This is a genomic window from Escherichia sp. E2586, assembly GCF_005781105.1.
In the GTDB taxonomy this organism is placed as follows: Bacteria; Pseudomonadota; Gammaproteobacteria; order Enterobacterales; family Enterobacteriaceae; genus Escherichia.
Genome location: NZ_VATN01000025.1, coordinates 36,387 through 49,102 on the forward strand (window position 1 = coordinate 36,387; position 12,716 = coordinate 49,102).

A 12,716-nucleotide genomic window follows, 5' to 3' on the forward strand; every position below is an offset into this window, starting at 1 on the left:
TCCTTTACCCCTGTTGCTGCGCTGGTTGTTCACTCTGCATCGCACTCGGCCCCAGGCGGGCATATTTCTGCATCAGGTAGACTTCGGCGATTAAGAACAGGGTGTAAAGCCCTACGATCATGATCAGAGAGAAGGCCAGTTGGCCCGTGGTTAATGCAGAGTGCGCGGAGTATGTCGGTAAGATGTCCTGAATCGCCCACGGCTGACGACCAAACTCGGTCATAAACCACCCGGCCTCAATGGCAATCCACGGCAGTGGCAAACTCCAGAGCGCCATTTTCAGCACCCAGCGATGTTGATCGATTTTGCCGCGCAGCGTCTGGACGAGCGCAATCAGCATCACCAGTAACAGCAGCGAACCGCAGCCAACCATGATGCGGAAACTCCAGAATACCGGCGCAACTTGCGGGATTGCGCCACGCATCGCCGCCTGGTACTGCGCAGCAGTGACATGATTCATATCCGGTGCATAACGAGAGAGCAGCATGCCGTAACCGAGATCGCCTTCTAACTCGCGAAACGCCTGTAATACATGCGGCTCGCGGTTGCCCTGCGATATCTCCTGCATTAACAGCCAGGCTATGCGTCCCCGTTGCAGCCGTGGGTAGGTTTCGGCCATCAAATTTTTCAGCCCGGGAACAGGTTTATCCAATGAATGAGTGGCGAGGATCCCTAACAGGGCTGGGATTTTAATGGCAAAAGCGTTGCGTTCTTGATCCTGTTCCGGCCAGGCTACGAGATGGAACGGCGCGGGTGCTGGTTCGGTTTGCCACTCCCCTTCCATCGCCGCCAGTTTTACCGGCTGTACTCGTGCGACTTCATATGCAGAGCTGTCTCCGAGTTGCAGCGCGCCGATTATCGCCAGGGTCCCGAAGACAGAACCGATGGCAAACGAGCGGAGTGCAACGTCGCGCTCCCGCCCACGCAGCAAATACCACGCGCTGATCGCCATAATGAACATCGCCCCGGTCACATAACCTGCCATCACCGTGTGCACAAATTTCACCTGGCTGACAGGGTTAAAGACCAGATCGCTGAAGCTGGTCATCTCCATACGTAGGGTATCGATATCGAAATGCGCCCCGGTCGGGAACTGCATCCAGCCATTGGCATTCAAGATCCACAATGCGGAGATATTTGAACCGAATGCCACCAGCCAGGTGACCAACAGGTGTTGATATTTGTTCAGGCGTTGCCAGCCGAAGAAGAACAGACCAACAAAAGTGGATTCGAGGAAGAAGGCCATTAATGCTTCCATCGCCAGCGGTGCGCCGAAAATGTCGCCTACATAGTTGGAATAGAATGACCAGTTAGTACCAAACTGAAACTCCATCGTCAGGCCGGTGGCCACGCCGAGAGCAAAGTTGATACCGAAGAGCTTACCCCAGAAACGCGTCATATCGCGGTAGATTGTTTTGCCGGTAACCACGTAAATAGTTTCCATGATGGCCAGCAAAAAAATCAGCCCCAGGGTAAGGGGCACAAATAAAAAGTGATACAGCGCGGTCAGCGCAAACTGCCAGCGCGATAAGTCAATAACATCCCACATGCTAACTCCTGTAGGCGAAGAGAGGGTAATAACCCTTTAATAGTAGATCCCTCTTTTTATCCTTACAGTTTGTAGGTAGTTGTATTCGCTAATTGCGATATTCACAGGACCGAAAGCGATATTTGCCACCGTTTTTACTGTTGTGCGCTTTCCGCCAGCCACTGACAAACCTCGCCGAGACGCTGCGCAGAGTCCGCCAGATCTTCCGGCGCAGCCAGCACAACTTCGGGTATCGGGCAGATTTCATAACTCTCAAGCAGAGGGCCTTTTAAGGTGTCCATACAGCGTAAATGCCAGACATGGCGTAATCCCGTAGCGTTGATATAGCTCTCGCCGTAGCCAATGGTCCGAATCTGAATATTGCCCGGTCCGCAAAGACGCGACAGAAAAAGCCGGTCAGCTTCGCTGATGGGTAACTGCGTCAGGTTAATACTGTGCGGCTGCGCGTCGGGGTTTCGTACATGCGCCAGCAACTCATGGGCCAGCGGTAAGCCATTCATCAGGCCATTGATGGGGGGCGGTAATAGCGAATCTGTCGGCAGCGCGTTTTGCGTTGCCGCCTGCCACAACGCCAGCGGCGCGCAGCCAGCCTCCAGTTTGTCCTCCAGCAACTGTTCGCCGCGACGTCTGCGTACACGCCATAATCCACAGAAGATCGCCTCCTGAATTTCACTTTCACTGCCGTCAGCGTGCTGGATGCGCACTGATACTTCCCCTTCCCCAAGCAGCGTATTGATGAAATGACGATCGTCGGCGTTGAGATTTAACAGATCGACTGCCAGCACCTCGCCCAGCGGTAGCTGACGTTCGCTTAGTTGATGTTGCAACTCGTTTAACAGCGCCATCACCTGCGGGCTGTGAGCACATTGCTCCAGTGCCGCCATACTCGGTTCATCATTCACCTGACAGGTGATCGGCAGTGGATTCATGCTGAAACTATCGTCGCCAGGTTGTGTTCCCGGTCCCAGCAGATGGAAGAAAGTGTCGCTCATGAGGCTCGCTCCTGTTGCGGTTCGACAAGCCCACGCATCAGGTTTATCAGCTCCGCCCACGGGTGAATGCCGTTCAACACGCCGCGATAGCTACCGCCGGTAAACACCAGGGTGGCGGGAAAGCGAAAAACACCAAAGCGATCGCCAATGACTTCGCTCTGCTCAAGATCGGCAATCGCCACCTTCCACGCATAGTCTCGAAACTCGCGCAGTAGCTCGCCGATCATTACCGGATTGTCGCTGACTTCAGGCGTCCGTTTTGGGTCACAGCTTAACAACACCACGCCGTCTGGCGCTTGCGTAAGCCAGTCATCAAGACAGGATTCACTAACCTGCGTCCAGCCGCGCGCCAGCATTCGTTGCCACAACGCATCAAATGGCGTGTCGTTGCTCATCCCTGCTCCTCCAGCGTCATCCGGTACTGGCGCAAGCGAACGCCTTCGTAATTTTCCATCGACAGACAGTCATAATTGAGACAACGAGACTCCTCAGTCGGTTGCGGTACAACTCCCCACTCAGCCAGCTGTACCAGCGCCGTCTGTTCCGCAGCGGGCAGTTGCTCTCGCGCCAGTTCGCTCAGGCTGCCGCCGTAGTCGTCGAGCATCGCGGGTTGCAGGCCGACGAGGGCAATATGTGCTGGCAGATGTCCGCGGATATCTGCCAGCGCCAGCACTTCGGAGAAACTGTTCTGGTGCAGGCTCATTTTCTTCGCACTGAGATAGGCCGGAATACGTTCTCCGGCATAGGTTCGTAGCGTTCCTGGCTCCAGCCCATAATCAATGGCATCGAGAATCAACAAGTGGCTGGCGCTTTCGACATAGCCCAGCAAGTTCAGCCCCTGAGTGCCGCCATCAACAATCTCCACTTCCTCGGGCCAGTGATAATGGGCATACAGCCGTTCTGCCACCCGCACGCCGAAGCCTTCATCGGCCCACAGCAGGTTACCCAGCCCCATTACCACCACGCGTTGCTCGCTCATGAACGCTCCTTGTTGCTTTTGACTTTAAAAAATTTGTGGCTGCGGTAGCCATTCACCATAGTGGAGATCACCGTGTCATCAGACATGATGTCTTCACGCAGCGCCATGTACACATGACCGATCACAAACGCGCCAATCAGCCACATCCCCAGCCGATGCCAGCTGTGAATGTCCATTGAGTTGCCGCCCGTCCAGTAGAAAAATTCCACCACGTAACGGAACGGTGTGAAGATGGCATACTGACTATGTTCGCTGAACAGCGCAAAACCGGTGACGATCATAAAAACGGACATCAGGAAATAGCCGAACATCGCGGCCTGGGCGATGGGATTATGACCAATATCAGCACTCGGGCGTTTTGCCAGAAACAGATACCAGCGGATTTCATACCACACGCCCAGCCACCAGCGTTTACGCCACACTGGCACGATGAACAGCTCGCGTGAGTAGCGATTACCAACAAATGCCCAGTAGATCCGCATCAGTAATATCACAGTAAAAATCATCCCGGCACTGAAGTGAATTAACCGGATGTACCCCATGTAGAACAGATAAGTCGCCTCGCCGCTGACCGAAGGCAGCGGTTTACCAATAAAGTAGCCAGTAACCATCAACACTGCCATGCACAGCACTGTCAGCCAGTGCCAGATCCGCACGGGCGCTTCAAAGACATAGTGGCTGACAACGTTGTCGCTTTTCTGTTGCATGATGATTCTCCTTCGCTGTTAACGCACCTGCACGGAGATAAGCTCGCTGCCATCGTCGCCCAGCACGTGAGTTGAACAGGCGAGGCACGGGTCGAAGCTGTGCAAAGTACGCAGGATTTCCAGCGGCTGTTCAGGAATAGCCATTTTGGTGTTCATCAGCGCCGCTTCATACGCACCAATTTGCCCTTTGGGATCGCGCGGGCTGGCGTTCCAGGTGGTCGGCACCACGCACTGATAGAGATCAATCTTGCCATCGCGAATGGCGGCCCAGTGACCTAACGCCCCGCGCGGCGCTTCGGTAAAACCGACGCCCCGGCACTCTTTCGGCCAGGTCGCAGGCTCCCATTTTTCAGTGGAGGCGGTGGCGAGGTTGCCGTTTTTCAGGTTGGTCATCAGCTTGTCAAAGAAGTATTGCAACTTACCTGCGGCCCACTGCGCTTCGTGCGCGCGGCACAAAATGCGGCCCAACGTTGACTGGATGCCATAAAGCGGCAGGTTCAACGCCGACATCATGCGATCGACCGACTCAACGGTTGCCGCATCGCCTTTGTGGTAAGCGATCAACGTGCGCGCCAGCGGCCCCACTTCCATCGCATGACCGCGCCAGCGTGGCGCTTTGATCCACGAGTAGCGTTCCTGTTCATTCAGCTGCTGAATGTTGGTGTCACTGCCTTTGACATCGCCGGGGTTGTACCACGGATCAGTAATACCATCGAACGGATGACGCCCGACCCGATCGTCGGGATAACGATACCAGGCGTGATCGACAAACTCCTGCACCTGCTGCGGATCAACCAAATCCACTGGCAACACGTTTTTGAAGTCGCCGTTAATTACTGCGCCGCCAGGCATCAACAGACTTTTTTCGCCAAAGTCGTTGGCGATATCGGGGAACGCACCGTAGCTGAGGACGCATTGATCCGAAAGGCCCGTGCCGATTTCGCTCCACGGTTTGTTGAACTGGCCGATGGCTAAAGCGTCGGGGATCATCACGTTATTAATGAAGTCCGCCGTACGGGTGATAATCGACTGCACCAGGTTCAGGCGTTCCATATTGACCGCGCCGACCGCGCCGCTTTCGTCAATGTTAATTGCGCATGGCATCCCGCCGACAATCCAGTTTGGATGAGGGTTTTTACCGCCAAAGACCGCGTGTATTTTGACAATTTCACGCTGAAAATCGAGAGCTTCGAGATAGTGGGCAAAGCCCATCAGGTTGGCTTCTGGCGGCAGTTTATATTGCGGATGGCCCCAGTAGCCGTTACGGAAGATCCCCAACTGCCCGCCTTCAACAAATTTCTTCAGTCGGTTTTGTACGTCGAAGAAATAGCCAGGGGACGATTTCGGCCACGAAGAGAGGCTTTGCGCCAGTTCGGAGGTTTTCCGCGGATCGGCTTTCAGCGCATCTAACACATCGATCCAGTCCATCCCGGCGAGCTGATAGAAATGCACCAGGTGATCGTGGCACCAGAGCGTTGCCAGCATAATATTGCGGATGATATTGGCGTTGTCCGGCACTTTAATACCGATGGCATCTTCGATGGCGTAAACCGAAGCCAGAGCGTGTACGCCGGTACAGACGCCACAGATACGTTCAACGAACGCCCACGCATCGCGCGGATCGCGCCCTTGCAGGATGATCTCCAGCCCGCGAAACATCGTGCCGCAGGAGACGGCATTGGTTATCTCATTCTGATCGTTGATATTTACTTCACAGCGCATATGGCCTTCGATGCGCGTGATCGGATCTACCACCAGGCGGCGTCCGGCATTGTTGATGGTGTATCCCTGAGTTTCGTACTGAGTGCTCATGCCTGTTTATCCTCGTTGCCCGGCTGTTGTTCTGCTTCTGCAAGTTGCTGGTTATGACGTCTGCGCTGGTCAACGGCGCTGGCGACTGCATGTACGCCAACCGCCGCAGCCACCACGCCAAGCGCAGTTAAGCCGACGGTATCGGCGGTGGAATGAGTCCCCATTTGCGGAATATCGACCACGCGGCTGTAGAACGAGCCGCGATCCCAGAAGCCATTTTCAGAACAGCCAAGACAACCGTGACCAGACTGAATCGGGAAGGAAACGCCATCGTTCCAGCGGGTAGAGGAACAGGCGTTATACGTAGTTGGCCCTTTGCAGCCCATTTTGTACAGGCAGTAACCTTTACGCGCCGCGTCATCATCCCAACTCTGCACAAACTCTCCGGCGTCGAAGTGGGCGCGGCGATAGCATTTATCGTGAATACGCTGACCATAGAACATCAGCGGACGCCCCATTCTGTCGACATCCGGCAGGCGATCGAACGTCACCATGTAAGTAATGATGGCGCTCATCACATCCGGGATTGGCGGGCAGCCAGGCACTTTGATAATGGGTTTGTCGGTGATGACTTTGTCGATAGGCGTTGCCTGCGTCGGATTGGGCCGCGCGGCCTGCACGCAGCCCCATGAAGCGCAGGTTCCCCATGCGATAATCGCACTGGCTCCGGCAGCGGCACGTTTGAGTTTTTCAATAAACGGCCTACCGCTGCTGATACAGAACATCCCCTGCTCACCCAGTGGCGGATTGCCCTCCACCGCAAGGATATATTTACCATTGTATTGTGTGATGATGTCTTCAAAGACTTCTTCCGCCTGAGTTCCGGCGGCAGCCATCAGAGTATCGTCGTAGTCGAGAGAAATAAGGGAAAGAATGACATCCTTCGCCAGTGGGTGAGCGGAGCGGATAAAAGATTCGGTACAGCAGGTGCATTCCAGACCGTGGATCCATACCACCGGAATGCGCGGTTTATTTTCCAGCGCCCAGGCAATCTTTGGTGCCATTCCCGCGCCTAATCCCAGCGAGGTTGCAGCCAGACTGCAATATTTGAGAAAGCTGCGCCGGGTGACCCCCTGACGCCGCATGGCCTGGTAAAATGTCTCCTCGTTATTCATATCGCACGTCTCTTCTCCTTGCGACACCAGCAGGACGCCGGGCGCTTATGGTCGGCAAGCGACGTCCCTGTAGCAAGGCAAACCATCGTTTTACGTGAGAGGCTGAAAACGAAAGCTCATCCTTCTGCACTGGCGCACGTCGCCAGAAAGTATTGTTAATAAAGCGTAGTGAAACTTTTGCACAAAACAATACAAACTGTGTGGATTTGTCTTTTAGCGATAAAAATGGGCCTTATTTTCCTTAAGGTTTGGCGCAGAACGATTACGAGCTCATTTTTATGGCGACAGAATACCCAAATTGCTGTTATTTCACGCAATCAACGCGCATTTGTCTGTTTTTCAAGCAAACAAACAAATTGGGGGTTTACACGACGCATCGGGATGTTTATAGTTCGCGTCATTCCGGAAGTGTGGCCGAGCGGTTGAAGGCACCGGTCTTGAAAACCGGCGACCCGAAAGGGTTCCAGAGTTCGAATCTCTGCGCTTCCGCCAAATAAGATAAGGGGTTAGCTAAATGCTAACCCCTTTTTCTTTTGCCTGTCAAAATGCTATACCACACTCAGTGGCTTAACCATCCTCTGCTAAACCTGTTCCAGATCAAATGCGTAAAGATGGGTAAAACCTCTGGGTAGCTTTCGGCATTATCATTATGCTGCTTCATTAATTACATCTGTCATAGAGAGTGACTCAATGGATCGTATTGTTAGTTCTTCACATGACCGTACATCGCTGCTTAGCACCCATAAGGTGCTGCGTAATACCTATTTTCTCCTGAGCCTGACACTGGCCTTTTCGGCGATTACCGCGACGGCCAGTACGATTTTGATGCTGCCATCTCCGGGGCTGATTCTGACGCTGGTGGGTATGTATGGTTTGATGTTCCTGACCTATAAAACGGCGAATAAGCCGACCGGGATTATCTCCGCGTTCGCGTTTACCGGTTTTCTGGGTTATATCCTCGGGCCAATTCTGAACACCTATCTGTCAGCCGGAATGGGTGACGTAATTGCCATGGCGTTGGGCGGTACGGCATTAGTGTTCTTCTGCTGCTCTGCGTATGTGCTGACCACTCGCAAGGATATGTCGTTCCTCGGCGGTATGCTGATGGCAGGTATTGTTGTTGTCCTGATCGGGATGGTAGCGAATATCTTCCTGCAACTGCCTGCTCTGCATCTGGCGATCAGCGCGGTGTTCATTCTGATCTCCTCTGGCGCAATTCTGTTTGAAACCAGCAACATCATCCACGGCGGTGAAACGAACTACATTCGTGCCACTGTGAGCCTGTATGTGTCGCTGTATAACATCTTCGTTAGCCTGTTGAGCATTCTGGGCTTCGCCAGCCGCGATTAATCTCGCCCGCTATCTCTTTCTGAGCCTCGCTTTATGCGGGGCTTTGTTTTTTGTTACACTGCCGCCAGTCTGACTAAGGTAGTAAATAATTATGCTGATCTTCGAAGGTAAAGAGATAGAAACCGATACCGAAGGCTATCTCAAAGAGAGTAGCCAGTGGAGCGAACCACTGGCGGTGGTCATTGCAGAGAACGAAGGTATTACACTGTCGCCAGAACACTGGGAGGTGGTGCGTTTTGTGCGTGACTTCTACCTGGAATTTAATACCTCTCCGGCAATTCGTATGCTGGTTAAAGCGATGGCGAATAAATTTGGTGAAGAGAAAGGCAATAGCCGTTATCTGTACCGACTGTTCCCGAAAGGCCCGGCAAAGCAAGCCACCAAAATTGCTGGCCTGCCTAAACCGGTGAAATGCATTTAACGAATACGAAAATCCGTTAACTCCCCGGAGGGATGATGCGGCTCGCTAAGCACCCGTTCCACACGCGCTGAACGCGGGCCGCCGCTTTTTAACCACTGCATTAATTTTTCCACCTGCCCGTCTTCACCGCAGGCAACGACTTCCACGCTGCCATCGTCAAGATTTTTGGCGTAACCGGTTAATCCCAATCTTTTCGCTTCGTACTGGGTGGTATAGCGAAACCCTACGCCCTGAACCCGGCCGTATACCCAGGCAATTATGCAGACTTTCGACATGACTGCTCCCCTTATCCTTAATGGACGCGTTGCAAATCCATGGAAAACTCCGGACAATGGCGCCCATTTCTTTGCATCGACAGAATAGTTAATTATGAGTGTACGTTTAGTGTTAGCCAAAGGGCGCGAAAAATCATTACTTCGTCGCCATCCGTGGGTCTTTTCCGGCGCCGTTGCCCGAATGGAAGGTAAAGCCAGCCTCGGAGAAACCATCGATATTGTTGATCATCAGGGAAAATGGTTAGCACGCGGCGCTTATTCGCCAGCATCGCAAATCCGTGCGCGCGTCTGGACGTTTGACCCGTCAGAATCCATCGACATTGCCTTTTTTACTCGCCGTTTACAACAGGCGCAAAAGTGGCGCGACTGGCTGGCGAAAAAAGATGGCCTCGACAGCTATCGTTTAATTGCTGGCGAATCTGATGGCCTGCCTGGCATTACTATCGACCGCTTCGGCAATTTTCTGGTGCTGCAACTGCTGAGTGCTGGCGCAGAGTATCAGCGCGCGGCATTAATTAGCGCCCTGCAAACGCTCTATCCGGAGTGCGCAATTTACGACCGCAGCGACGTCGCTGTACGTAAAAAAGAAGGTATGGAGCTGACCCAGGGTCCCGTTACCGGCGAGCTGCCACCTGCCCTGCTGCCGATTGAAGAACACGGTATGAAGCTGCTGGTGGACATTCAACACGGCCACAAAACGGGCTACTACTTGGATCAGCGTGACAGCCGCCTGGCTACCCGCCGCTACGTTGAAAATAAGCGCGTACTCAACTGTTTCTCCTATACCGGTGGTTTCGCCGTCTCGGCATTAATGGGTGGATGCAGCCAGGTAGTCAGTGTCGATACTTCGCAGGAAGCCCTGGATATCGCGCGGCAGAACGTTGAGCTGAACAAGCTGGATCTGAGCAAGGCTGAGTTTGTCCGTGATGACGTCTTTAAATTGCTGCGTACCTATCGCGATCGCGGTGAAAAATTTGACGTTATCGTGATGGACCCACCGAAGTTTGTTGAGAATAAAAGCCAGTTGATGGGCGCATGCCGTGGCTATAAAGACATCAACATGCTGGCCATTCAGCTGTTGAATGAAGGCGGAGTTCTCCTGACTTTCTCATGTTCTGGCCTGATGACCAGCGATTTATTTCAGAAAATCATCGCTGACGCCGCAATTGATGCCGGTCGTGATGTACAATTTATAGAGCAGTTCCGTCAGGCCGCCGATCACCCGGTGATCGCTACCTACCCGGAAGGGCTATATCTGAAAGGGTTTGCCTGTCGCGTCATGTAACTTGAAAAGTGAAATTTTGCCCATATATCAAAGGTAAAGATTTCCCGGGAGGTGACTATGATTGCCAGCAAATTCGGTATCGGCCAGCAGGTCCGCCATTCCCTGTTAGGTTATCTCGGAGTGGTCGTGGATATCGACCCGGTTTACTCGCTCTCTGAACCGTCGCCTGATGAGCTGGCGGTGAATGACGAGCTTCGCGCCGCTCCGTGGTATCACGTGGTGATGGAGGATGACAACGGCCTACCGGTTCATACCTACCTGGCTGAAGCCCAGCTAAGTAGCGAATTGCAGGATGAACATCCAGAGCAACCGTCAATGGATGAGCTAGCGCAGACTATCCGCAAACAACTCCAGGCGCCGCGTCTGCGTAACTAATCCTCATAAACATGCCCGGAAGGTTTTCGCCTTCCGGGTATTTTTTATTTCGCCAGGCCCAGACGAGGGATCTCAATCGCCGGGCAGCGATCCATCACCACGTTTAGCCCTGCATCACGCGCCAGCACTGCCGCCTGTTCATTTATAACACCCAGTTGCATCCATAAGGTTTTCGCACCAATAGCGATCGCCTCCTGCGCCACGCCCCATGCTGCTTCTGAATTACGGAAAACATCGACCATATCCACTTTTTCCGGAACCTCCGCCAGCGTGCCGTAACCTTGCTGGCCTAACAGCGTTTTACCGGCGACCTTTGGGGAGACGGGAATAACGTGATAGCCCTGATCGAGCAGATACTTCATTACGCGATAACTTGGACGATCGGGTTTGTCACTTGCTCCCACCAGCGCAATGGTGCGAGTGGACGTTAAAATGCCTGCAATATCGGTTTCTTTCATCATTTCCTCCAGACTATTTACCAAAGTGTACGACAATCCCGACATGCCAACCATGTAGCTACTACGAATGTATGAGAGCAAAAGCAGAAAACATGTCTATATGTTAGTAAGTATGATTAAAGAAAAATTTTGATACATTATTAGTCGGGCGGTCTTTGGACAGGAGCTACCTATGAAAACCGGCATTATGACCACCTTGATTGCACTGTGTTTGCCGGTATCCGTTTTTGCCACCACACTGCGGCTATCCAGCGATGTTGATCTCCTGATACTCGACGGCAAAAAGGTTTCCAGTTCTCTGCTTCGCGGTGCTGATAGCATCGAACTGGATAATGGACCACATCAGTTAGTGTTTCGCGTTGAAAAGACAATCCATCTTTCCAGTAACGAAGAACGACTTTATATCTCCCCGCCGCTGGTCGTTAGCTTTAATACCCAGCTCATTAGTCAGGTGAATTTTCGTCTCCCTCGCCTGGAGAATGAACGAGAAGCGAACCATTTTGACGCAGCGCCGAACCTTGAATTGTTAGATGGCGATGCGACGCCGATTCCGGTGAAGCTGGATATTCTCGCCATTACCTCTGCCGGGAAAACAATCGATTATGAGCTGGAAGTCGAACGCTATAACAAATCCGCAAAACGCGCTTCGCTACCGCAATTTGCCACTATGATGGCGGACGACAGTACACTGCTCTCCGGCGTTTCGGAACTGGATGCGATTCCTCCGCAGTCACAGGTGCTCACTGAACAACGGCTGAAGTATTGGTTTAAACTGGCTGACCCACAAACGCGTAATAACTTTCTGCAATGGGCGGAAAAACAACCTTCTTCCTGAGATTTTTGTGCCTGTGCGCAGGCTTTTTCAGTCTTTATCTTGCAGCGATAAGTGCTTACAGTAGTCTGTAGGAAAGTTAACTACGGATGTAAATTATGGAACTGACAACTCGCACAATGGCGGCGCGTAAACATATTGCGCTGGTGGCACATGATCACTGCAAGCAAATGCTCATGAGCTGGGTGGAACGGCATCAGCCGCTTCTGGAGCAGCACGAACTTTATGCAACGGGCACCACGGGTAACTTAATTTCCCGCGCGACAGGAATGAACGTCAACGCGATGCTGAGCGGCCCGATGGGCGGCGATCAGCAGGTTGGCGCATTGATCTCAGAAGGGAAAATTGATGTGCTGATTTTCTTCTGGGACCCGCTGAATGCTGTACCACACGACCCCGACGTGAAAGCGTTGCTGCGTCTGGCGACGGTGTGGAACATTCCGGTCGCCACCAACGTAGCAACGGCTGATTTCATCATCCAGTCACCACATTTCAACGACGCTGTAGATATTCTAATCCCGGATTATCAACGTTATCTCGCAGAACGCCTGAAGTAAGTTCGCACA

General features: G+C 52.9%; 15 protein-coding genes and 1 tRNA gene. 7 read left to right on the forward strand and 9 right to left on the reverse strand.

The window, feature by feature from the left end; genetic code table 11:
* Positions 1-4: 4 nt before the first annotated feature.
* The 7 genes from appC to hyaA form a co-directional block, all read right to left on the reverse strand.
* On the reverse strand, positions 5-1,549 hold the full coding sequence (appC, locus tag FEK50_RS21160; RefSeq protein WP_131162308.1) for a cytochrome bd-II oxidase subunit 1: 1,545 nt from the start codon (positions 1,547-1,549) through the stop codon (positions 5-7).
* 134 nt (positions 1,550-1,683) lie between these two features.
* On the reverse strand, positions 1,684-2,541 hold the full coding sequence (locus FEK50_RS21165) for a hydrogenase expression/formation protein (RefSeq protein ID WP_131162309.1): 858 nt from the start codon (positions 2,539-2,541) through the stop codon (positions 1,684-1,686).
* Positions 2,538-2,936: a hydrogenase-1 operon protein HyaE gene (gene hyaE, locus FEK50_RS21170; RefSeq protein WP_131162310.1), complete on the reverse strand. Its 399-nt coding sequence runs from the start codon at positions 2,934-2,936 to the stop codon at positions 2,538-2,540. Before hyaE ends, FEK50_RS21165 begins: the two co-directional genes overlap by 4 nt.
* The gene (gene hyaD, locus FEK50_RS21175) at positions 2,933-3,520 is read right to left on the reverse strand and encodes a hydrogenase 1 maturation protease (RefSeq protein ID WP_131162311.1); all 588 of its coding nucleotides are present in this window, start codon (positions 3,518-3,520) and stop codon (positions 2,933-2,935) included. The genes hyaE and hyaD overlap by 4 nt, the downstream gene beginning before the upstream one ends.
* Positions 3,517-4,227: a Ni/Fe-hydrogenase b-type cytochrome subunit gene (hyaC, locus tag FEK50_RS21180; protein ID WP_130205393.1), complete on the reverse strand. Its 711-nt coding sequence runs from the start codon at positions 4,225-4,227 to the stop codon at positions 3,517-3,519. Before hyaC ends, hyaD begins: the two co-directional genes overlap by 4 nt.
* 18 nt (positions 4,228-4,245) lie before the next feature.
* Positions 4,246-6,039 (reverse strand): Ni/Fe-hydrogenase large subunit, encoded by a 1,794-nt coding sequence (gene hyaB / locus FEK50_RS21185; RefSeq protein ID WP_131162312.1) that lies wholly within the window; start codon positions 6,037-6,039, stop codon positions 4,246-4,248.
* On the reverse strand, positions 6,036-7,154 hold the full coding sequence (gene hyaA / locus FEK50_RS21190) for a hydrogenase 1 small subunit (RefSeq protein ID WP_010344442.1): 1,119 nt from the start codon (positions 7,152-7,154) through the stop codon (positions 6,036-6,038). The genes hyaB and hyaA overlap by 4 nt, the downstream gene beginning before the upstream one ends.
* A gap of 404 nt (positions 7,155-7,558) precedes the next feature.
* Here hyaA and FEK50_RS21200 point away from each other — a divergent pair.
* The 3 genes from FEK50_RS21200 to tusE all read left to right on the forward strand — a co-directional run bounded on the left by FEK50_RS21200 (position 7,559) and on the right by tusE (position 8,925).
* Positions 7,559-7,646, forward strand: a tRNA-Ser gene (locus FEK50_RS21200).
* A 198-nt stretch (positions 7,647-7,844) separates the two neighbouring features.
* Complete coding sequence (gene yccA, locus FEK50_RS21205) at positions 7,845-8,504, forward strand: FtsH protease modulator YccA (RefSeq protein WP_131162313.1); 660 nt, start codon at positions 7,845-7,847, stop codon at positions 8,502-8,504.
* Positions 8,505-8,595: 91 nt separating this feature from the next.
* Positions 8,596-8,925, forward strand: a complete 330-nt coding sequence (gene tusE, locus FEK50_RS21210) for a sulfurtransferase TusE (RefSeq protein WP_000904443.1) — start codon at positions 8,596-8,598, stop codon at positions 8,923-8,925.
* On the opposite strand, the gene yccX is transcribed toward tusE, so the two are convergent.
* On the reverse strand, positions 8,922-9,200 hold the full coding sequence (gene yccX, locus FEK50_RS21215) for an acylphosphatase (RefSeq protein WP_131162314.1): 279 nt from the start codon (positions 9,198-9,200) through the stop codon (positions 8,922-8,924). The genes tusE and yccX overlap by 4 nt on opposite strands.
* Before the next feature lie 94 nt (positions 9,201-9,294).
* On the opposite strand from yccX, the gene rlmI reads away from it, so the two are divergent.
* Both rlmI and hspQ read left to right on the forward strand, forming a co-directional pair.
* The gene (gene rlmI / locus FEK50_RS21220; RefSeq protein WP_064528417.1) at positions 9,295-10,485 is read left to right on the forward strand and encodes a 23S rRNA (cytosine(1962)-C(5))-methyltransferase RlmI; all 1,191 of its coding nucleotides are present in this window, start codon (positions 9,295-9,297) and stop codon (positions 10,483-10,485) included.
* 57 nt (positions 10,486-10,542) lie between these two features.
* Complete coding sequence (gene hspQ, locus FEK50_RS21225; protein WP_001295356.1) at positions 10,543-10,860, forward strand: heat shock protein HspQ; 318 nt, start codon at positions 10,543-10,545, stop codon at positions 10,858-10,860.
* Between the two features lie 44 nt (positions 10,861-10,904).
* Here hspQ and FEK50_RS21230 read toward each other — a convergent pair whose 3' ends face one another.
* On the reverse strand, positions 10,905-11,318 hold the full coding sequence (locus FEK50_RS21230; RefSeq protein ID WP_064528416.1) for a CoA-binding protein: 414 nt from the start codon (positions 11,316-11,318) through the stop codon (positions 10,905-10,907).
* Between the two features lie 172 nt (positions 11,319-11,490).
* Between FEK50_RS21230 and FEK50_RS21235 the strand changes: the two genes are divergently transcribed.
* On the forward strand, positions 11,491-12,153 hold the full coding sequence (locus FEK50_RS21235) for a DUF2057 family protein (RefSeq protein WP_130205387.1): 663 nt from the start codon (positions 11,491-11,493) through the stop codon (positions 12,151-12,153).
* A 95-nt stretch (positions 12,154-12,248) separates the two neighbouring features.
* Positions 12,249-12,707 carry a methylglyoxal synthase gene (gene mgsA / locus FEK50_RS21240; RefSeq protein ID WP_064528411.1) on the forward strand — a complete coding sequence of 153 codons (459 nt, stop codon included), beginning with the start codon at positions 12,249-12,251 and terminating at the stop codon, positions 12,705-12,707.
* Positions 12,708-12,716: the final 9 nt, after the last annotated feature.

Coding starts and splice junctions, on each gene's coding strand:
- appC (WP_131162308.1), bottom strand. CDS start 1,549: ATGTGGGATGTTATTGACTTATCGCGCTGGCAGTTTGCGCTGACCGCG.
- rlmI (WP_064528417.1), top strand. CDS start 9,295: ATGAGTGTACGTTTAGTGTTAGCCAAAGGGCGCGAAAAATCATTACTT.
- hyaE (WP_131162310.1), bottom strand. CDS start 2,936: ATGAGCAACGACACGCCATTTGATGCGTTGTGGCAACGAATGCTGGCG.
- hyaC (WP_130205393.1), bottom strand. CDS start 4,227: ATGCAACAGAAAAGCGACAACGTTGTCAGCCACTATGTCTTTGAAGCG.
- mgsA (WP_064528411.1), top strand. CDS start 12,249: ATGGAACTGACAACTCGCACAATGGCGGCGCGTAAACATATTGCGCTG.
- hyaA (WP_010344442.1), bottom strand. CDS start 7,154: ATGAATAACGAGGAGACATTTTACCAGGCCATGCGGCGTCAGGGGGTC.
- FEK50_RS21235 (WP_130205387.1), top strand. CDS start 11,491: ATGAAAACCGGCATTATGACCACCTTGATTGCACTGTGTTTGCCGGTA.
- hspQ (WP_001295356.1), top strand. CDS start 10,543: ATGATTGCCAGCAAATTCGGTATCGGCCAGCAGGTCCGCCATTCCCTG.
- tusE (WP_000904443.1), top strand. CDS start 8,596: ATGCTGATCTTCGAAGGTAAAGAGATAGAAACCGATACCGAAGGCTAT.
- hyaB (WP_131162312.1), bottom strand. CDS start 6,039: ATGAGCACTCAGTACGAAACTCAGGGATACACCATCAACAATGCCGGA.
- yccA (WP_131162313.1), top strand. CDS start 7,845: ATGGATCGTATTGTTAGTTCTTCACATGACCGTACATCGCTGCTTAGC.
- yccX (WP_131162314.1), bottom strand. CDS start 9,200: ATGTCGAAAGTCTGCATAATTGCCTGGGTATACGGCCGGGTTCAGGGC.
- FEK50_RS21165 (WP_131162309.1), bottom strand. CDS start 2,541: ATGAGCGACACTTTCTTCCATCTGCTGGGACCGGGAACACAACCTGGC.
- FEK50_RS21230 (WP_064528416.1), bottom strand. CDS start 11,318: ATGAAAGAAACCGATATTGCAGGCATTTTAACGTCCACTCGCACCATT.
- hyaD (WP_131162311.1), bottom strand. CDS start 3,520: ATGAGCGAGCAACGCGTGGTGGTAATGGGGCTGGGTAACCTGCTGTGG.